This window comes from Gemmatimonadaceae bacterium, from assembly GCA_020846935.1.
Lineage (GTDB): Bacteria > Gemmatimonadota > Gemmatimonadetes > Gemmatimonadales > Gemmatimonadaceae > RBC101.
Genome location: JADLCY010000011.1, coordinates 11,821 through 31,887, shown reverse-complemented (window position 1 = coordinate 31,887; position 20,067 = coordinate 11,821). Strand labels below are relative to the sequence as shown.

General features: G+C 67.2%; 12 protein-coding genes. 8 read left to right on the top strand and 4 right to left on the bottom strand.

The features are described 5' to 3' along the window. Positions 1–67: 67 nt before the first annotated feature. From IT361_12655 to IT361_12640, 4 genes are read left to right on the top strand one after another with little or no spacing between them, the layout of a single operon-like run. Positions 68–1,015, top strand: coding sequence for a MoxR family ATPase (locus IT361_12655; GenBank protein ID MCC6318527.1), 948 nt, complete (start codon positions 68–70; stop codon positions 1,013–1,015). 46 nt (positions 1,016–1,061) lie between these two features. Next, positions 1,062–2,000 carry a DUF58 domain-containing protein gene (locus IT361_12650; protein ID MCC6318526.1) on the top strand — a complete coding sequence of 313 codons (939 nt, stop codon included), beginning with the start codon at positions 1,062–1,064 and terminating at the stop codon, positions 1,998–2,000. Beyond that, on the top strand, positions 1,997–4,069 hold the full coding sequence (locus IT361_12645; protein ID MCC6318525.1) for a BatA and WFA domain-containing protein: 2,073 nt from the start codon (positions 1,997–1,999) through the stop codon (positions 4,067–4,069). The genes IT361_12650 and IT361_12645 overlap by 4 nt, the downstream gene beginning before the upstream one ends. Positions 4,070–4,077: 8 nt before the next feature. Beyond that, positions 4,078–7,944 (top strand): DUF4175 family protein, encoded by a 3,867-nt coding sequence (locus IT361_12640; GenBank protein MCC6318524.1) that lies wholly within the window; start codon positions 4,078–4,080, stop codon positions 7,942–7,944. Positions 7,945–7,995: 51 nt separating this feature from the next. Here the strand turns inward: IT361_12640 and IT361_12635 are convergent, their stop codons facing one another. After that, complete coding sequence (locus IT361_12635) at positions 7,996–8,760, bottom strand: TerC family protein (GenBank protein ID MCC6318523.1); 765 nt, start codon at positions 8,758–8,760, stop codon at positions 7,996–7,998. A gap of 104 nt (positions 8,761–8,864) precedes the next feature. Beyond that, on the bottom strand, positions 8,865–9,761 hold the full coding sequence (locus IT361_12630) for a M55 family metallopeptidase (GenBank protein ID MCC6318522.1): 897 nt from the start codon (positions 9,759–9,761) through the stop codon (positions 8,865–8,867). 134 nt (positions 9,762–9,895) lie between these two features. Here IT361_12630 and IT361_12625 point away from each other — a divergent pair, with 134 nt between their 5' ends. Further along, entirely contained in the window at positions 9,896–10,426 is a 531-nt protein-coding gene (locus IT361_12625) for a putative metal-dependent hydrolase (GenBank protein ID MCC6318521.1), read from the top strand. Positions 10,427–10,570: 144 nt separating this feature from the next. Here IT361_12625 and IT361_12620 read toward each other — a convergent pair whose 3' ends face one another. Together IT361_12620 and IT361_12615 are read right to left on the bottom strand one after the other, a co-directional pair. Continuing rightward, positions 10,571–10,957, bottom strand: a complete 387-nt coding sequence (locus IT361_12620) for a DUF3024 domain-containing protein (GenBank protein ID MCC6318520.1) — start codon at positions 10,955–10,957, stop codon at positions 10,571–10,573. Positions 10,958–11,052: 95 nt separating this feature from the next. Further along, the gene (locus IT361_12615; GenBank protein ID MCC6318519.1) at positions 11,053–13,833 is read right to left on the bottom strand and encodes a serine/threonine-protein kinase; all 2,781 of its coding nucleotides are present in this window, start codon (positions 13,831–13,833) and stop codon (positions 11,053–11,055) included. A 455-nt stretch (positions 13,834–14,288) separates the two neighbouring features. Between IT361_12615 and IT361_12610 the strand changes: the two genes are divergently transcribed. The 3 genes from IT361_12610 to IT361_12600 all read left to right on the top strand — a co-directional run bounded on the left by IT361_12610 (position 14,289) and on the right by IT361_12600 (position 20,063). Then, positions 14,289–14,876 carry a sigma-70 family RNA polymerase sigma factor gene (locus IT361_12610; GenBank protein ID MCC6318518.1) on the top strand — a complete coding sequence of 196 codons (588 nt, stop codon included), beginning with the start codon at positions 14,289–14,291 and terminating at the stop codon, positions 14,874–14,876. After that, positions 14,877–17,807: a serine/threonine protein kinase gene (locus IT361_12605; protein MCC6318517.1), complete on the top strand. Its 2,931-nt coding sequence runs from the start codon at positions 14,877–14,879 to the stop codon at positions 17,805–17,807. It begins immediately after the preceding gene. 147 nt (positions 17,808–17,954) lie between these two features. After that, a complete protein-coding gene (locus tag IT361_12600) occupies positions 17,955–20,063 on the top strand; it encodes an Ig-like domain-containing protein (protein ID MCC6318516.1) in 2,109 nt (702 codons plus the stop codon). Positions 20,064–20,067: the final 4 nt, after the last annotated feature.

Genomic DNA, 20,067 nt, shown 5'->3' with positions numbered 1-20,067 from the left:
CGTGGCGCTCGAGGCGCCCGATGACATTGCCCTCGCCGATCGCCTGCGCGACGGACGCGCGGCGATCATGACCGAGCTGCGCAAGCTCATCGTCGGCCAGGAGCCGGTGATCGAACAGGCGCTGATCGCGCTGTTTGCGGGAGGCAACTGCCTGATCGTGGGCGTGCCCGGCCTGGCCAAGACGCTGCTGATTCACACGATGGCGCAGGTGCTCGACCTCAAGTTCTCGCGCATCCAGTTCACGCCCGACCTCATGCCGTCGGACATCACGGGCACCGACATCATCCAGGAGGATCCGGAGTCGGGGCGGCGTCGCATGGCCTTCGTGCCGGGGCCGGTCTTTGCCAACATCGTGCTGGCCGACGAGATCAACCGCACGCCACCCAAGACGCAGTCCGCGATGCTGGAGGCCATGCAGGAGCACCGCGTGACGGTGCAGGGGCGCACCTACCAGCTGGAGCCGCCGTTCTTCGTCTTTGCGACGCAGAACCCCATCGAGCTGGAAGGGACGTACCCACTCCCCGAGGCGCAGCTCGATCGCTTCATGTTCCAGGTCGTGATCGAGTACCTTACGGAGAACGAGGAGCTGCAGGTCGTGCAGTCCACGACCGCGATCCAGTCGCACAAGTTCCAGCACGCCATCACGGGGAAGGACATCGTGGCGTTCCAGCGACTCGTCAGGCGGGTGCCGGTGGCCGAGTCCGTCGCCCGGTATGCCGTGCACCTCGTGCGCGCCACCCGCCCAGCGAGCGGAACGGCTCCCGATTTCATCAAACAGTACGTCACCTACGGCGCGTCGGTGCGTGCCGCGCAGTATCTGGTCCTCGGCGGCAAGGCGCGTGCGCTGATGCACGGGCGCTACCACGTGTCATTCGAGGACATCGCCGCCCTGGCACCGCCCGTGCTTCGTCACCGCATCCTCACGAACTTCCATGCACAGTCCGAGCGCGTGACCACCGACTCTCTGATCGGCCGACTGATCGAAGCGGTGCCACGTCCCAAGGCGCATTTGTAGCCTGCTCATTTCGGTCGACTCCCTTGCTCGCGCGCACCTCCTCATCGTGACCACCCCGCATCCACCGACCAGTACGGACCGCGACGCCGGCATGCCCGGAGCGCAGTTCATCGATCCGGCCATCCTGGGCCGCATCGGTGACCTGGAGCTTGTCGCCCGCTGGGTGGTGGAGGGCTTCATCTCCGGTCTGCACCGATCGCCGCACCTCGGGTTCTCCACGGATTTCGCGCAGCATCGGGCGTACATGCCGGGCGACGACATCCGCCGAATCGACTGGCGGGTGTATGCACGCACGGAGCGCTACTACCTCAAGACCTTCGAAGCCGATACGAACACCAACTTCACGGTGCTCCTCGACACCTCGGCGTCGATGGGCTTTCGGCACGAGCGACTCACGAAGCTCGAGTACGCCAAGTTCCTCGGCGCGTGCCTGACGTATTTCTCGCACCGTCAGCGCGATCGCGTCGGGTTGGTCACCTTTGACGAGGCCGTGCGCGAGATTGTGCCGCCGTCGGCGCGACACCTGAGTCACGTACTGCATGCGCTCGACCGCGCGGAAGCCCGCGGCAAGGGAGGCCTCACCGCGCCGCTCCAGCGCGTCGCCGAGAACCAGACGCGGCGCGGCATCTTTCTGCTCTTGTCCGATCTGTACGAGGCGCCCGAGGTGGTGGTGAAGGCCCTCGCGCCGCTGCGCGACGGCGGCCACGACGTGATCGTGTTCCACATCCTTGATAGCGCCGAGCGTACCCTGCCGTATACGGATGCCACGACCTTTCGTGATGTCGAGACCGGCATGCGCGTTCCGGTCATTCCCGGCAAGCTTCGTGAGGAGTATCTCGAAGCGATCGGGAGCCATGTGGCGCGCATGGCCAAGGTGCTTGGAGAGAACCAGGTCGACTACGCGCTCGTCGATACGTCCCAACCGCTCGATCGCATGTTGTTCGAGTACCTGGTAAAGCGCGAACGCATGCGCACGGTGCGATGATCCCGCTCGCACTCCTCGCGCCGATCTTCATCGCGGCGGCCGCCGCGGTCGTGGTGCCACTCCTCGTGCATCTCGTGCACAAGGAGAAGAAGGACGCGGTGGCGTTCCCGTCGCTCATGTTCATCCGCCGGACGCCGTATCCGTTTTCGGCGCGGCAGCGGATCCGGGACTGGCTGCTCTTTCTTGCGCGGTGTGCCATCGTCGCGCTCGCGGCGCTCGCGTTCGCTCGGCCTGTCTTCGCGCGGCGTGGTGCGGCGGCCGGCGATTCGCGGAGGGGCACCGAGATCGTGCTCCTTGTCGATCGATCGTTCTCCATGAAATACGGCGATCGATGGTCGCGCGCGCAGGTCGAGGCGCGACGTGTCATCGACGCGATCGACCCGGCCGACCGGCTGACGGTCATTCCCTTTGACCGACATGCGACCGCCGTGAACGAACCGAGCGGCGACAAGGCCCAGCTTCGGGCGGCGTTCGACTCGATTGCGCCCGGAGACGAAGGCACGCGCCTCGCACCGGCCGTCACGCTCGCCGGCCGCGTCCTTTCGTCGAGCGAGCTGCCGCGGTTGCGCCTCGTTGTGGTCAGCGATTTCCAGCGCACCAGCTGGGATCTCACCGATGAGATCACCGTTCCGCCCGGCACCGAAGTGAAGCCCATCGACGTGAGCGGTCCGGTCGTCGACCGGTCGGTCCGAGGTGTCGACGTGCGGAGGGATCCCGACGGCGACGTGAATCGCGTCAACGTGACGGCGCGACTCGCGCGGCTCGGTCCGGCGGAGCGGGCCGTGCGCGCGCGGCTCGAAGTCGGTGGGCGCGAGGTCGCTCGGGGAACCGCTGACCTCCCGGGGGACGGCGGCGCTACGGTGAGCTTTGGTTCCGTTGCTGTGCCAAACCGACCGGTGCCGGCGCGCGTGGTGATCGACAGCGACGACCTCGCCGGCGACGACGAGTTCCACTTCATGCTCTCTCGTCCACCGACGGTGCCGGTGCTGGTGGTCGATCATCGGGACAGTCCGCCAGAGCGCAACATCTTTCTCACGCGTGCGCTCGAGATCGGGGATGCTCCCGGGTTCGACCTGCTCGTTCGCCGCAGCGACCAGGTGACACCGGCGGACCTCGCGGGACGCCGCGTCCTCATTCTCAACGACGCCGGGTTCCCGGCGGGACTCGGCGCCGCACGCGTCGAGGCGTTTGTGCGTGCGGGCGGTGGCATGCTCACCGTCCTCGGCGAGCGGACTTCGGCGCGCGAGTGGCCGGCGGCGGCCAGAGCGCTGATGCCGGGGCAGATCGCGACGCCGTCGGATCGACTCGGTGAACGTGGCGCCGTCCTCGGCGTCATCGATCGCGGGCATCAGGCGCTGTCCGTGTTCAGCGGCGCGCGCAGCGGCGATCTCTCGTCGGCGCGCTTCTTCCGGTACCGGGCGATCGATACCACCGACGGCGTGCTCGCGCGATTCGACGACGGCGCGCCCGCCCTGGTGGAACATCATCTTGGCAGCGGGCGCGTACTCACCTGGGGGTCGAGCTTCGACGGGTACTGGAATGACCTCGCGCGGCAACCCGTGTTCCTGCCGTTCGTGCATCAGCTCGTGCGCTACGCGGCGGCGTACCGGGATCGCAAGCGCGCCTATGCCGTGGGCGAAGCTGTGCGTCCAGAGGATCTCGAAGGGAGCAGCACCGCCGGCGCATCGCGATGGAGCGTGATCTCGCCGCGAGGTACGCGACTGGCTGTCGGCGGCAAGGACGCGCCCGCCGCACTCGAACTTCGTGAAGCCGGCGTGTATCAGATTCGCCCGTCCGGGACGCCGAACGCCGAGCCGAGGCTCCTCGCCGTGAACGTCGCGCCAGCGGAGCTCGACTTTGCCACATTCGATGTGTTGCGCCTCACCAACGCGCTCGCACCCGCCACGCAGCCCGCGAGTAGTCAGGTGGCAGATCCCATGCTCCAGCTCCAGGAACGCGAGCAGCGGCAGTCCCTGTGGTGGTACATTCTTGCGGTGGTCGCTGTGATCTTCCTCGTCGAGGGGATCGTGGCCCGCCGCGCGAGCACCAACCGTCTCGAACCGGTCTAGGAGCGCCCATGCGAATGCTCGCTGAACGGACGAACCCGGTGTCGGAACTCGGCGCCGCCCTGACGGAAGCCCGACGGAGATGGCGGGTACGTCATCTCGCGATCGGTCTTGCCGTCGTCATCGCGGCTCTTGGAGTCACCATCTGGGCGACGTCTGCGGTGATGGAGCAACTCCGGTTCACACCGACCAGCGTGGTGTGGGCGCGGATACTGCTCGGACTCGTGACGGCGGTGGTGGGGGTGCGCTGGGTGCTCTACCCGCTGCTGCGCCGCATCACAGATGATCGTCTGGCACTCTACCTCGAGGAGCGAGTGCCGTCGCTCGACGGCGCGGTGCTTTCAGCGGTCGAAGTCCAACAGCGGCCCGCGGCTGAGGAGTCGCGCTCCGCGCTGCTGGAGCGCGGCCTCGTGGCCGACGCCGTGCGTCGCATGCGCGGCGCGCACGAGATTGCGCAACTCGAGCGCGGCCTGACCGTCCGTGGATTGACGATCGCCGGGCTGCTGCTGCTCGCGCTGGCGAGCCTGCTGATCATCGGGCCGTCGTACATCCGACAGGGTGCGCGGCTGATGTTCACGCCCTGGAGCAATCCGGCCTCCACGCCCGTGTACGCCGTCTTCGTGGAGCCGGGCGACGCCACGGTGGCGCGCGGCAGCGATGTCCAGATCGATGCGTCCCTCTCCGGATTCTCGGCGGAACTGGTGGAAGTCGTCGTCCGGCGAGGGCAGGGCACCGAGTGGGAACGCATTCCGATGGGTCCAGGGCCCGACTCGGTGAGCTTCAGGGCGCGCCTGTTCGATGTGGCCGAAGACGCCGAGTACTTCGTGGAGGCGAGCGGCGTGCGGTCGGACGTCGGCAAGCTCACCGTGCGCGACTTGCCTGCGGTCAGCGGCATGTCCGTGACGCTTCGCTACCCGGCGTATACCGGGCTCCCCGTGGAGACCATTCCGGATGGTGGGGACATCGCGGCGCTCACCGGAACGCGTGCCACGATCCGCGTGCGCGCATCGCGCGCCGTGCGTGGCGGACGCCTGGTGCTCGACGACGGCAAGACGCGCATCGAACTCAAGCCGGTGGACGACACGACGCTCGCCACCACCATCGTGGTGAATCACGACGGATTCTATCGAGTGGAACTCGACGCCGAGGATGGGACGCGGGTGCCGGGTTCGGTGGAGTACGTGGTCGATGCGCTCGAAGATGGTCCGCCGACCGTCACGATCACGAAACCCGGTCGCGACACTCGGCCGAGCACCGTCGACGAGGTGCTGATCGAGGCTCAGGCGTCCGACGACTATGGCATCGGACGGTTGGAGCTGGTGTATCGCGTGAACGGCGGCGAGGAGAAGGTGGTGCCGCTCACCGACGGTCAGGGCCGACGGCTGCGCGACATGACGGCGGCACACACCCTGTTCCTCGAAGAGCTGTCGCTCGAGGCGGGGGACGTGATTGCGTACTACGCCCGGGCGTGGGACAACAGCGGCGTTCAGCGCCCGGGCTCGCCTCCGGGTGTGACGGGCAACAAGGCCGCGAGCGACATCTACTTCCTGACGGTGCGGCCGTTCGGGCGTGACTTCCGGCAGAACCAGCAGGGCGGCGGTGGCGGTGGTGGCGGACAACAGGAGATGAACCCGGGCGCCCTCGTGCAACAGCAGCGCGAGATCATTTCGGCAACCTTCAAGGCCCAGCGTGATTCAGTCGGAACCGCGGTGGTGACGCTGCGCGAAGACGTCGCGACGATTCATCTGGCTCAGGGCCGGTTGCGCGAGCGCGTCGACGAACTGATCGAGCGGCTGCGCCGTCCCGCGGTGCAGGCGGCCGACAGCGGGTTCCGGAAGTTGCTGGAACTCATGCCGGAAGCCAAAAAGGAAATGCAGGGCGCCGAGGAGCGTCTGGCCAAGGTCGAACTCTCTGATGCGCTGCCGCCGGAACAGCGTGCCCTTCAATGGCTCGAGCGCGCGGAGGCCGTGTTCCGTGAGGTGAGCGTCAGCATGCAGCAGGGTGGTGGTGGCGGCGGTGGTGGCGGTCAGGATGCGAACGCGTCGGACCTCGCGGATCTGCTGGAGCTCGAGAACGACAAGTTGCGCAACCAGTACGAGCAGGTGCAGCGCGGGCAGCAGGAACAGGCTCAGCAGCAGGTCGACGAGACCCTCGAGCGACTCAAGCGACTCGCCGCGCGTCAACAGCAGGAGAACGACGCACAGCGCCAGCGCGGACAGCAGGGGAGCGGCGGTGGTGGTGGCGGGTCGTCGCAGCGGCAGCTCGCCGATGAAACGGAGAATCTGTCCCGTCAACTGGAGCGGCTGGCCCGCGAACAACGCTCGCAGGAGATGCAGGAGACGGCGCGGCGTCTTCAGGACGCCGCCAATCAGATGCGGCGTTCGGCTGCGCAGTCGGGCGGAAGCACGTCGCAGGGCAGCGGCGGTGCGGCCGCCTCACAGCAACTCGAACAGGCACGCCGACTGCTCGAAGAGACGCGTCAGTCTGCTTCGGCAAATGGCGCACAGGATGCTGCCAGGCGTGCGCAGGAGCTCTCCGAACGACAGCGCGATGTGGCGCGGGACGTGAGTCAGATGGGCCAGGGCACGAGTGGAGCGCGCGCGCAACAGACCGACGAGCGCAAGGCGACGATGGCGGAGGAGGTGTCCGCGCTCGAGCGCGACCTCGATCGCCTGGCGCGCGGCGCTCAGTCCCAGCAGTCCGGTGCCGCGTCGGGTCTGCGCGAAGCCGCCGACGCAATCCGTCGTGGGCGCATCGAAGATCGCATCAACTACTCACGACGGACCATGACGTCTCCGTCGCGTGAATACGCCAACAACTTCGAGAAGCAGATCCAGTCGGACCTGGACTCGCTGAGTTCCCGCCTCGCGCGCGTGGCCGGAGGTGCCCGCGCGGGCAGTGACAGCGCGCAGCGTTCACAGCGTTCGCTCGCACAGGCGCGCGATCTGGTGCGCGGTCTCACCTCGATCGACGACCGGATGCGCGAGCGACTCAACCGCCGCGCGACGGATTCGAGCCAGGGCGCCGCGCGCAACGGCGAGCAGCAGGGTGCGCGGGGGCAAACGGGCCAGCAAGGGCAACAGGGTCAGGGTCAGCAAGGGCAAGGTCAGCAAGGGCAAGGTCAGCAAGGCCAGGGTCAACAAGGCCAGGGTCAACAAGGCCAAGGTCAACAAGGACAGGGGCAGGGCCAACAGGGCCAAGGCCAAGGTCAGAGCCAAGGTCAGGCTCAAGGACAGCAGGGACAGGGCCAAGGCCAGGGTCAGGGACAAGGCCAGGGTCAGGGACAAGGCCAGGGTCAGGGACAAGGCCAAGGCCAAGGTCAGGGTCAGGGACAGGGCCAAGGTCAGGGACAACAAGGCCAGGGTCAGGGCGGTGGCCAGCAGCAGGGCCAGGGGGCGGGTGCTCGGCGCGGACTTGCTCCGTCGCAGCAGCAGGGGGGTGGGATGCCGAGTGGCGAACGTCAGCCCGGTGGCCGCGCTGGTGGCAGCGGACAGGGAGGCCCGGGTGCTGGCTTCACCGCGGAAGACGCGCGACAGTTCTCGCGCGAGCTTCGGTCGCAGCGTGAGGCCGCGCAGGACCTGCGAAACACCCTGGCCGGCTCTGGCACTCCGACGGCCGATCTCGATCGCCTGATTGCGCGCCTGCGCGAGCTCGAGGCAGGGCGGGCGTTCAACGATCCGGAGGAGCTGGAGCGCCTCCGCGGATCGGTGCTCGAAGGCTTCCGCGAGTTCGAGTTTGGCCTGCGGCGACAACTCGCCGGCAAGGAGCGCGAGGGACCGGTGCTCGGCGGATCCGACGATGTGCCGCAGGCCTATCGCGACATGGTCAACGAGTACTTCCGGTCGCTGTCGCGGCGGCCTGGCGCGAAGAAGCCGTGATGACTCCTAGCCGCGTCGGCAGCAGGCGATGCCTGAGCCGACGCGGCAGCCTCACGCCCGCGGGAGCTCCGCGTCGTCGAGTCGTGGCGTGTCGCGCAGCGCGACTGGCTCTGACTTCCGGCGTATCCGCAGGTTGATCATCTCGACGGCCACCGAAAAGGCCATCGCGAAGTACGTGTAGCCCTTGGGCAGATGCTGGCCGAGGCCCTCGGCCATCAGGTTCGTGCCGATGAGTACGAGGAACGCCAGCGCCAGGATCTTGATGGTGGGGTGGCGGTCCACGAAGTCCGAGATCGGGCCGGCCGCCATGAGCATCACGCCAAGCGCGATGACGTTGGCCGCGATCATGATCGTTACGTGCTGGACCATGCCGACCGCGGTGATCACCGAGTCGAGCGAGAAGACGATGTCCACGACCATGATCTGCGCGACGACCGCAGCCAGCGATCGGGCCACGCGATCGGTCCTTTCATGAGCGCTCTCACCCTCGAGTTTGTCGTGGATCTCATAGGTCGCCTTGGCAATCAGGAACAGCCCGCCCACCAGCAGGATGATTGCGCGACCGCTGAACTCCACGTCGAACAGCGTAAACAGCGGGCGCGTCAAGCGGACGATCCACGCGATCGACAGCAGCAGCAGGATGCGGGTGACGAACGCCCCCATCAGGCCCAGACGCCGGGCCCTCGGTTGCTCGGCTTTCGGGAGCTTGCCCGACAGGATCGAGATGAAAATGATGTTGTCGATCCCGAGCACGACCTCCAGCACCGTGAGGGTGAGCAGGCCGATCCAGGCGCCGGGTTCGCTGATCCACTCCATGTCGTTCTGTCCTCCGCGAGGGACTGCGCCGGCCCGGGATAGCGGGCGCGGCGCAGAAAACTAAGGGCGTCGGGCGCGGGAGCGGCAGCGCCAGCCCGGCGCCCCTACGGCGAAAGGTCCGGCTGGTAGGTGTTGAGAAACTCGAGGAAGCGTGACACCTCGAGGATGTCGCGTCCGATGAAACGGATCGTGTGGGCGTTGGCGCGGACGACGTTCGGCAGGTACGCCACGATCTCGGCGGCACGGTAGTGCTTGAACGACACTTCGAGAGCGATGCCCGGCGCCAGCCGGAGCGGCCGGAACGATCCCCGACGCTCCACGCCGGCCTTGGCAGCCTGTCGGACAAGTTCCTGCGCGGCCTTGGGAGTGAGCGTGGCCGCCGAGTGGAACGAGATGGCGCGCTTCACCTGTGCTGCCTCGATCTGCCCGGTGAATCGGCGCACTTCCTCGATGGCGGCGTCATCTCCCGACACCATCACCACCGGAACCCCGAAATGGCCGGCAATCGCGGCGTTGATGCCCCCTTCGGGAACCTGAGTCCCGTTCAGGGCGACACCGGTCAGCGTGGCGCTGGACATGGTGTGGGCCCGGACGCCGTTCACGTTGGACGTGCCCGCGTGATACCCCAGAAAGATCGCCGCATCGAACGTGGAGTCGATGCCCTCCATCATCATGAGGGGGCGTGGCCATGCCCGGATCACCGTCACGTCGGCGGGCAGCTGATCGATCAGGATGTTCTGGCCATTGCCGTGCGAGTCGGAGACGAGGATCTGCGTCGCACCGGCCTCGCGCGCGCCCTGGATGGCGGCGTTCACCTCATCGGTCATGAACTGACGGGCGCGCTGGTACTCGAACCCCGTCGGTCCGAGTTGCTCATTCGTGACGACGCCGCCGATCCCCTCCATGTCGACGGAGATGTACACCTTGAGCGGGCGCTGTGCGGCGGCCGTGGCCGTGACGGCGAGGAGGGCCGGGATCGCAAGGTACTTGTATGGCGTCATTGGCCGGGTGGTTGGGTGACGGTTGGATGCGAGCATGCTTGCGACAGAACGGTGCGGCGCGGGCGCCGACATCACAACGGACCGTGGGCGAGGACGCGATAGATTGTCATCGCGCGCCTCCCCACGGTCTCACCATGTCTGACGACCTTCGATTCCCGATCGGCCGCTTTTCGCGCCCGAGCAGCTACACCCAGGACGCACGTGCCGAGTACATCGCCGCCATCGCCGCCACGCCGGCGGCGCTGCGTGCCGCCGTAGCGGGGCTCGACGACTCACAGCTCAACGAACCCTATCGGCCCGGCGGCTGGACCGTGCGGCAGGTGGTGCACCACGTCCCGGACAGCCACGCCAATGCCTACGTGCGCTTCAAGCTCGCGCTCACCGAAGATGCGCCGCTCGTGAAGACGTACGACGAGGCCCGATGGGCGGAGTTGGAGGATTCCCGCTCGACGCCGATCGACGTGTCGCTCACCATGCTCGACGCGCTGCACGAGCGCTGGGTGCGGCTGCTCCAGGCCATGACCGCCGCCGACTACGCGCGCGAGTACACGCATCCGGAGCAGGGGCGCAACTCCCTCGACTACATGTTGGCGCTCTACGCCTGGCATGGGCCCCACCACGTCGCGCACATCGCTCGGCTGCGAGCGCGCAAGGGGTGGGGATAGTCCGCACGTTGTGCGTCGGCCGATTCCATCGCTGCGCGTTGGCGGCCCCGCCCGACCATCACGTCCGATGCGGCCGGGGCTGCCAACCCGCCCTATGCACCAACGCCCGTTAGGTGGCGCCGGCGCAAGCGCTGCCTGGAGCCGTCACCCGAAGAAGATGCACGTCGGATCGCGCTCGACTTCGGCGAGAAGGACGGCCAGGCTCGCGTGGTGCGGCAGCGGCTCATACCCGTGCCACTTCAGGTCGCGGAACTGGCAGTAGAGCGACCACTGCCCGGTGCTCTTCGTGAAGCGAAACTTCGCGATATCATGCACCATCCACTCGGGACCTCCGCGCCAGTCCGGCCGGCTCTCGAAGTAGATGACGGCGGGCCCTTCGAGACGATACGCATGGCGCAGCTGACTCGCGATCCTCGGATCCGGATGCGGTGTGCAGCGCGGATCGAACAGCGTGCGCACCCGCGCGAGCTGGAGGTCCGAGAGTGTGGAGCGCGGAGCACGCTTCGTCTTCGAGGGTTTGCGAATCGCCATGCTGTTGGCCTCTGGCCCACGTTGAGCGTCAGCTGCCGCCGACACATAGCAGCGAGCGAAGCAGGCAGACCCCACCGGCTGAATGCTGCACGCGATCACCTTCTCAGCTTCGCCCGTAGCTCGTCGAAGAAGCTCTGCACCACCACGAGGGTAGGCGCTCCTGCCATGTCCCGCCAGTCGTTGTCTCGCACCATGAGAAACCGCTGATCGTCCGGCGAAATCGCAAACGTGCCCCGCTCCAGGGATCCCGCGCGGACTCCGCTTGGTATCGCGAAGAGGGCACGCGGTGGTTCCGTCGAGAACGGCGGACCCGGATGGACTTTCACTTCATTCATCGTTCCATCCGCGACGTAGAACAGCGAGCGCCCGTTGTGCGCCCAAACCGGAGCACTGCCGCCGCCGCGTGAGACTTGCCACTTGCCACCGTTCACATTCGGAAACGGGCGCACGAACACCTCGTTCGCGCCCTGCTCATTGGAGACGTACGCAAGCCAGCGGGAATCCGGCGACAGCGCGGCGCCACCCTCGTTGTATCCCGTCGCCACGATCTCGCGCGCCATGCTGTCCACTCCCAGCTGCGCCGCGAGAATGTCCGCCTGCGCGGCAGCCCCGGTCGACCTGGCTGCGCCGAACACGAGCCACCGGCCGTCAAGACTCCGGAACGCGTAAGTCGGACCATCCTTTCCCCAGAGGAGCCTGGGTTCACCCGTGCCGTCAGTAGCCTGCTCCCAGACGTTGAACCGATTCGCGGACTGAGTCGTGTCGGCAGAAGTCGGCCGGTCCGAGAGAAACGTGATGGCACGCCCGCCGGCCGCCCACGCGGGAGAGCGGTCCTCACCCGCGTAGAGCGTGTGCCGGGACACCGGCCCAGTGGGTAGCTCCTTGATCCAGATATCGGTGCCAAGATCGGTAAGCTGCGTGAGCGCGATGCGCCGTCCGTCCGGCGACAGTGCGAGTCCCCAATCGGTCTCCGCCGATCCATTGTACCTGCCCCCCGTGTTAACCTGCCACGAAGAATCCACGGGCTCCGCCCGCCCGCTTCGATTCACCCACACGACGATGGCATTCGGCACTGGGCCCCGCGCGAATTCCGGACGTCCGAGCAAGTAGTACGCGGTCCCCTCGTTCGAAACGAGGAATCCCGGAGCCTGAATGCCGTCGAGAACCGGCACCGGCCGCCCCCTCGGGGCAAGAGCGGCGTTGTCCCACGGCACGGCCATGAGAGTGCCGGAGCTGGTCAAATACAACACGTGTCCGGTGGCCACGTGCCATGCACCGATGGCGTCGTCGAAGAGCGCGCGAACGGTATCCCGGCGTGCGTCGTACACGTACGCGCGGCTCGGGCGACAGCTGACCACCCCCACGCAGTTTGTGTGATGGGCGGTAAACAGGATGCCGCGCGAAGACGGAAGCGGCGTTGGCAGCCACGGGAAACGCCCGTCGATCGTCGTGGGCGAGACGATGGCCCTCCACGAGGCGCCTCCTGCACGGAGAAGGCGGAGCGAGCTGGTCGGTGAGTCGTAATAAACAATCGAACCGTCTTCGAGCCACGCTCCGCGGTTGAAGGTCGCGTCGACGGAGTCCGCGAGCTTGAGGGACGCTCCGCCCTTGCTCGGGATCCGTCGCAGTTGTCCGTGAGCGACGAATCCGATCCACGCACCATCGGAGGAGAAGAAGGGTCCAGAGCCACCTTCCGTACCCGCCAGCGGCTGCGCGACCACTTCGTCACGGCGCTTGACGAAGAGCTGGCCGGGTCCCGTCGGCGGACTACGAAACACCAATGATGCTCCGTCGGGTGAGAGCGCGGCCTCGACGGCGAAGGTCATTCCATCGAAGGCATCGGACGTGCCCAGGGTGGTCGGATACCGGGCGACCGAAGGTGTTCGACTCGGGCGCATCCATCCCCACATGGCGAGCACGCCGATCAGCAGGGTAGCCGCCATCAAGGCGGGCAGGGCGACGCGCCGAGACGCCGGGCGTGCGGCGCCGACCTTTGTGTCAATCGCGACGGGCGAGATGAAGGCGGGAGAGTGAAGCGCTTCGGCGAACGCTGTCGCGCTTTCGAACCGATCCGCCGGGAGCTTCTCCAGGGAAATCGCCACTGCGGTCGCGACGTGCGGCGGCACTGCCTTGCGCAGCTCACTGACCGGTCGCGCCACGTCCGTCACGATCTTCATGATGACCATCTGCGCCGACGAGCCAGTGTGCGGGGGCTCACCGGTCAAGGCTTCGTACAGCACGGAGCCGAGTGAGTAGATGTCCGAGCGGTTGGTGATGTGCTTGTCCGCCGTCGCCTGCTCCGGCGACATGTAGTGCGGTGTGCCCAGCGTCACCCCTGTCTCCGTCATCCGGCCGCCGGCCGCCGCGCTTACCGCCAGCGCGATTCCAAAGTCCGCGACGATCGCGCGTCCGTCGCTCAAGAGAATGTTCTCAGGCTTGATGTCGCGGTGAATGACTCCTCGCCCATGCGCGTACTGCAATGCGGCCGCGACTTCGGTGGCAATGTTCACCGCCTCGTCGATCCCGAGTTGGTGCTCCCGATCGAGCTTCTCCCTGAGCGTTTCCCCCTGTATGTACGGCATGACGTAGTACAGGAACTCCATGCTGCCGCCGTGTGCCGCTGCCGTGCTGCCGCTGTCATAGAGCGGCAGAATGTGCGGGTGCTGGAGTTGTGCCGTGGTCTTGATCTCCTGCACGAACCGGTCGGCGCCGAGCACGGCGGCGAGGTCGGGCCTCAGCACCTTCAGCGCCACCTTGCGGTCGTGCTTGAGATCCTCGGCGAGGTAGACGGTCGCCATCCCGCCTTCGCCGAGTCGCCGCTCGATGCGGTAGCGGTCGGCGAGCGCCGCGGAGAGGTGCGCCGTGATGTCAGTCAATCGCTTCGCCGTTCCGCGTGCAGCGCAATGCCGCGCTGAGGGCTGGGCAACGTCGTTGATTGACGAGAAGGTCAATGTGAATAGGCATTCCGATCCGCAGAAGGTCCAAGCCGCTTCAGTCCTGTTGTCGCCGGCTAACGTTGGGCTGTGCCGCGGGCACTCCGCAAGCGCGGTGGCGCAGCTGCCGCTTGACGATCGTAGCCGTCAACCCACCTGCTGTCATCGGGGGGCGCGGCCGCAGCCTCCACCCGTCTCGGGTCACCGCCTGGCGCCTTTGCCGCATCACACGACGCCCCGCGGAATGCGACCGCGTGGGCCGCTACGCCTCTCTCACCGGGCTCGGCACGGGGAGGCTCGAGGCATCCGCAAGAGACGCGGAGCGATGGCTTGCTGGTGACGGGATGCGCTCATATGTTCGGTCACGGATCAGCACGTATGGCCTCCCCCCTCCATCGATGTCGGTTTCCGAGGCGATCACGACCCTGCTGGCTTCGGCGAGGCATGGTGACCGCGAGGCGCTGCAGCAGGTGTTCTCGCTGGTCTACCATGAGCTGCATCAGTTGGCTCATCGGGAGCTCGCGCGGTTTCGCCATGGCGAGACGCTGGTCACGACCGCACTGGTGCACGAGGCCTATCTGCGTCTGGTGAACGCCAATCGCGCGGGATACGCCGATCGCCAGCACTTCTATGCCGTGGCCGCGACTGCGATGCGGCAGATCATCGTGGACCACGCGCGGCAGCGGGGGGCTGCCAAGCGCGGACAGGGCCTGAAAGGGCAGTCGCTGGACGGACTCGACGTGGCCGCTCCGGACCCTGGTGCCGAGATTGTCGCGATTGATGAAGCGCTCACCGCGTTAGGCGAGGAGCACGAACGTCTGGCTCGCGTGGTCGAGCTCCGGTATTTCGTGGGCCTCTCGGTGGAAGAGACTGCGGAGGTCATGGACCTGTCGCCACGCACGGTAAAGCGCGAATGGCAGAAGGCACGTGCCTTCCTGTACCGCGCCTTGCATGCCGAGGGCGCCGGGCTCGACATGGAGGGTTAGATGAGCGGGGCCTCCTCGCGCGCCAGGCGGCTGGAGGAACTCCTGGACCTGGCACTCGACGTCGCGCCGGAAGCTCGCGATGCGGCCCTGGACCAGGCATGCGAGGGCGACCCGTCCCTCCGGTCCGAAGTGCAGGCATTGGTCGTGGCCTTGCATCGAGCCGCCGACTTCATGGACGAACCAGCGGGGCGAGTCCTCGGCATCGCGGCTCCCGCGTCCCGCGACACGAGTCTCCTCGGAGCCCTGGTGGGGCCATGGCGGGTGGAGCGCGAGATCGGACGCGGCGGCATGGGTGTCGTGTACCTGGCCGAGCGCGCCGACGGCGGGTTTCGGCAGCGGGTGGCGCTCAAGCTGGTGCGCAACGCGGCGCAGTCCGCGGACATCATGTCGCGCTTCATCGCCGAGCGGCAGATTCTCGCGGGCCTGCAGCACCCCAACCTCGCACGCCTCGTTGATGGCGGAGCGCTGGCCGATGGCGCGCCGTGGTTCGGCATGGAATATGTCGACGGCGTCCCCATTACCACGTGGTGTGACGAACGCCAACTGGGTGTTCGCCAGCGCCTAACGATTTTCGAACAGGTGGCGGGCGCGGTGCAGTACGCGCACCAGAACCTCGTGGTCCATCGGGATATCAAGCCCTCGAACATCCTGGTCACCGCCGACGGCACGGCGAAGCTCCTGGACTTCGGCATCGCCAAGGTGCTGGCCGGCCACGAAATGGCCGGAGCGGGACAGACGGTTACCGGACTCTGGATGCTGACGCCGGACTACGCGGCACCCGAGCAGGTCCGCGGGGAGACGATCACCACAGCCACGGACATCTATGCGCTGGGCGCGGTTCTCTACGAACTGCTGTGCGGACATCGCGCGCACGAGTTCGAGCGGCTGACGCCCGGTGAGCTGGAACGCGTGATCTGCCATGTGGAGCCACCGCGGGCGAGCGTCGCCGCTGGCCAGCCCGTCGTGCGCGGTTCTGCCGAGACGGTGGGGGCCGGGGAGATTGCCAGGCGTCGCGCCAGCCATCCAGGCCGTCTGCAGCGGTTGCTCGCCGGTGATCTCGACACGATTCTCTCGCGCGCCCTGCACAAGGATCCCGCACAGCGCTACTCGTCCGTCGAGGCATTCCTGGAGGATCTCCACCGCTACCGTGGCGGACTGCCGGTCCTGGCCCGCCGCGATTCGCTTCGGTACCGGCTGCGCAAGTTCGTGAGGCGCAATGTTGTGACGGTCTCCGCGACCGCGGTCGTGGTGGTTGCGCTCGTGGCGGGCCTCGCGGGAACCCTGTGGCAGGCGCGCGTGGCGCGAGACGAGGCAGTCAAGGCGCGCGAGACGCGTGACTTCGTCATTGGCCTCTTCCGGAGTGCCAATCCCGACGAGTCCGTTGGGCGGGAGACCCTTGCCCGTGACCTGATTGACCGCGGGCTGCGCCGCGTGGATTCCTCACTTGGCAATCAGCCTGGCGTGCAGCAGGAACTGCTGGGGGTACTTGGGGTCACGTATCGCGAGCTTGGCATGATCCCGGAGGCAACGGCGGCACTGCGTCGCGCCGTGACGATCGCCGAGAAATCCCGAGGTCGGCGCGGCGCGGAAGAACTTGCGGCCAGGCTCACCGACCTCGCGACGGTGCTCAACCTCGCTGGCGACTACGCAGGCGCGGACTCGCTGCTCCGGCGTGCCCTTTCCATACAGCAGGGAAGCGCCAAGCTCCGCCAATCTCCTGGCCACGTCGCGACGCTCTCCGAAGTGGCCAACAACCTGGAGGACATGGGGGACTGGACGCGCGCCGAGTCGCTGCATCGCGAAGTGCTCGCGCTCGATGAGGCGCGTTTCGGTGCGCAGAGTCTGAGCGTTGCCACCGATCTGGCCAACCTCGGCGTCACGCTCGACCAGCTCAATCAGGATCACGGAGCCGACTCGGTGTATCGCCGTGCTCTTGCCATTCGACAGGCGGCGCTCCCGTCGGATCACCCGCGGGTTCTCACCCTGCTGGGGAACATGGCCGTCACCTGGGGCAAGCTCGGTCGCGTGGCACAGGCGGAGTCGCTCAATCGTGAAGTGCTCGCTCGCCGTCGACGCGTCCTTCCGCCGGGGCACCCCGATGTGGCGTACTCGCTCCACTCGCTCGCCAGCAACCTCGAGGATCAGGGGAGACTGACGGAGGCCGAGCCGCTCGGTCGCGAAGCGCTCGCGATCCGACGAAAGGTGCTCGGCGCCGACCATCCCGTGACGTTGCAGACGGCAAACAATCTGGCCGTTCTGCTCGTGCGCATCGGTGCGTTCGACAGTGCCGCCACGGTCTTTCGTGAGATCGTGGAACGCTGGAGTGTGATCTATGGCCCACGCGATCCACGGACAGCGACGGCCATCAACAACCTTGGGGTGGCGCGGGCCTACGCCGGAGATCTCCGGGAGGCGGAGCGCCTGGTGCGCGATGCGCTGGCGCTGCGCCGGGCCGCGCTTGGCGATTCGGCCGTCGATGTGGGTGCCTCGAGGCGGAACCTGGCGATGATCCTCGGGCGAACTGGGAGGAACGCCGAGGCCGAACAACAGGTGCGCGAAGCGATCACGATCTTCGGCGTCGCCTTGCTGTCGGACCACCCACGGTTGGCCGAGGCGCAGTCGACGCTCGGGGAGGTGCTGTTGCACACCGGGCGCGTCTCGGAAGCGGATTCTGTACTTCGGGCCGCACGCGCCATCCAGGAATCGCAGCTTCCGGGTTTCGACTATCGGCGCGCCGAGACCGCGCATCTGCTGGCGCGGGCAAAGGTCCGGCTACGGGAGTGGGCGGCGGCCGAATCTTTGCTGATGGAGAGTGCTGAGGTCTATCGTCGCTTCCCCGGTCACCGTTCCAGAGCCGCCGCGGTGCTCGTCGACCTGGAGCGCGTGCGCCGTCCGCGACGGGATTCGAGGCAGGGACCAGCTCCGCGGTAGCTGTTGCCCACCAGCAGGCGCGCCGGTCGGGCCGCGTCGCCGTCCGGAGTCTGGGAGTCTGGCCGGGCAGGCCGATGGCCCCGATTGGCACTGGTTTGCGTTCTGTTGTATGGAAGGCTCTGGCGAGTCGAACTGGAGGAACCTCTCATGCGATTGATCCTGGTGGCCGCAGTGGCGGCTCTCCTGGCGGCGGTGGGCTGCAGCAAGGGAACCGAGGCTCCGTCGGGCCCCCCCGCGGGAGTCACGGCGAGCGTGGACGTCACGCCGACCTCGGTCTCCCTGGCAACGCTTGGCGCAACACAGACGTTCTCGGCGGTGGTGAAGGACGGAAGGGGGACAGTCCTTGGCGGAAAGACGCCGGTCTGGTCGTCGTCGTCGTCCGCCGTGGCAATCGTTGACCCATCAGGTGTGGTGACCGCAGTCGGAAACGGCAGCGCCACGATCAGCGCGACGGTGGACGGCAAAGTCGGCCAGGCCGTGGTGAACGTGGCACAACAGGTCGCCCGCCTTCGCGCCGCGCTCCTTTCATCGGGTGTGTCGGGAGACCGGAAGGCCGGAGAACCGTTTGGAGTGGCCGTGACCGCCGAGGACGGCGGTGGAGCGCGGGTGACGTCGTTCACCGGAGCGGTGACCCTGAGTCTGGCGCCCAACCCCGGCAACGCGACGGTAGGCGGGACGGTATCGATGAACGCCGCCGGCGGCTTGGCGCAGTTTGTCGGTGTGAAGATCGCCAGGGCGGGAACAGGCTATGCTCTGGTGGCCACGTCCGGGACGCTGACGTCTCCTCCGACGGCGCCGTTCGACGTCATTGCCGGCCCGTTGGGCAAGCTGGTCTTTGTCACGCAGCCACCTCCGAATGTCGAGGGGAACCTGCGGATGGTCCCTTCGGTGCGCATTGAGGCGCGCGACAGCCTCGACAACGTCGTCGCGAACCAGACCGTCTCCCTCCGGCTGGCGAACGCCCCGTGGCCGCGCACGCAGCTGGGAGGAACTCTCACGCAGCTGGCGCCAGCCGGCACGGCTGACTTTCCCGGACTCACGGTGGATCGCCCAGGCAGTGGGTATCGGCTGGAAGCATACGTGGGGACGATTGTCGGGCAGAGCGCTCCGTTCGACGTGCGCATCAGTTTCAGCGCGGTCTCCACCGGGGGCACGAACTCGTCGGGATCGGGATTCAGTTGCGGCATTGCTCCGGGTGGTACGTACTGCTGGGGAGCGAACTTCGATGGGCAACTCGGTTCCGTCCGCGCGGACCCCCGCGAGCCCGTCCCCTTCCTGGTGAATGCAGCATACCCATTCGTGCAGGTGACCACTGGTAGAGCGCATGCGTGCGGCTTGACGACCGTTGGCGAGGTCTGGTGCTGGGGCGATGGGCAGAGCGGACAGCTTGGGAATGGCGCGTCGACCAGCAGCACGGCGCCCGTCCTGGTGTCCGCTTCCGGTCCGGGTGGCGGGAGAGTGTATTCATCGATTCATTCCGGCGAGAACCACACCTGCGGGATTGTTGTGCGCGCGGTGTATTGCTGGGGAGAGAACATCTATGGGCAGGTGGGAAATGGGACAACGTCAACGGTGCAGGCGACGCCGACGAAGGTCTCCGGAACGGGCATGGCCCCGTTGGACTTTGTTCAGGTGAGCGCCGGGGGCAACATCACGTGCGGCGTGACGCAGGTGCGCGCGGCCTGGTGTTGGGGGGCGGGGTTCCAGGGGGCGCTTGGGGACGGGCAGCAGGTGCACCGATCGACGCCGGTCCAGGTCGTCGGATCGGGTGTTGCTCCGCTGACGTTCAGCAGCATTGCGGCTGGTGGATCTCGCGTGTGCGCCGTTACGACGGGACTGACGATCGAACGCATCTACTGCTGGGGGAGCAACAGCGGCGGGTACCTCGGCATCGGCGGCGGGCAGCCGAGCAGCGTCATGGTGCCCACGGCCGTGCCTGTTGCGGCGGGCGTCAGCTTTCGCACCGTGTCGGCCCGGGCTAACACCACGTGCGCGCTCGACACCACCGATACCGCCTGGTGCTGGGGGCGCGGAAATGATGGCGAGATCGGAAATGGTCTCTGGGACAATCGGAATGTGCCGACCGCCGTCACGATGCCCGCCGGCGGATTCCGGCAGATCAGCGCGGGTGGGATGAACATCTGCGCCTTGAGCCTGTCCGGTAGCGGTGTGTACTGCTGGGGAGAGGGCGGCAACCACGCACTGGGCAACGGCTCGATGGTGAGCCGCGCGACGCCAACACGCATCGTGCAGTAATCGA

Coding starts and splice junctions, on each gene's coding strand:
- IT361_12620 (MCC6318520.1), bottom strand. CDS start 10,957: ATGGCGATTCGCAAACCCTCGAAGACGAAGCGTGCTCCGCGCTCCACA.
- IT361_12630 (MCC6318522.1), bottom strand. CDS start 9,761: ATGACGCCATACAAGTACCTTGCGATCCCGGCCCTCCTCGCCGTCACG.
- IT361_12600 (MCC6318516.1), top strand. CDS start 17,955: ATGCGATTGATCCTGGTGGCCGCAGTGGCGGCTCTCCTGGCGGCGGTG.
- IT361_12655 (MCC6318527.1), top strand. CDS start 68: ATGACCGAGCTGCGCAAGCTCATCGTCGGCCAGGAGCCGGTGATCGAA.
- IT361_12610 (MCC6318518.1), top strand. CDS start 14,289: ATGTCGGTTTCCGAGGCGATCACGACCCTGCTGGCTTCGGCGAGGCAT.
- IT361_12640 (MCC6318524.1), top strand. CDS start 4,078: ATGCGAATGCTCGCTGAACGGACGAACCCGGTGTCGGAACTCGGCGCC.
- IT361_12625 (MCC6318521.1), top strand. CDS start 9,896: ATGTCTGACGACCTTCGATTCCCGATCGGCCGCTTTTCGCGCCCGAGC.
- IT361_12635 (MCC6318523.1), bottom strand. CDS start 8,760: ATGGAGTGGATCAGCGAACCCGGCGCCTGGATCGGCCTGCTCACCCTC.
- IT361_12645 (MCC6318525.1), top strand. CDS start 1,997: ATGATCCCGCTCGCACTCCTCGCGCCGATCTTCATCGCGGCGGCCGCC.
- IT361_12605 (MCC6318517.1), top strand. CDS start 14,877: ATGAGCGGGGCCTCCTCGCGCGCCAGGCGGCTGGAGGAACTCCTGGAC.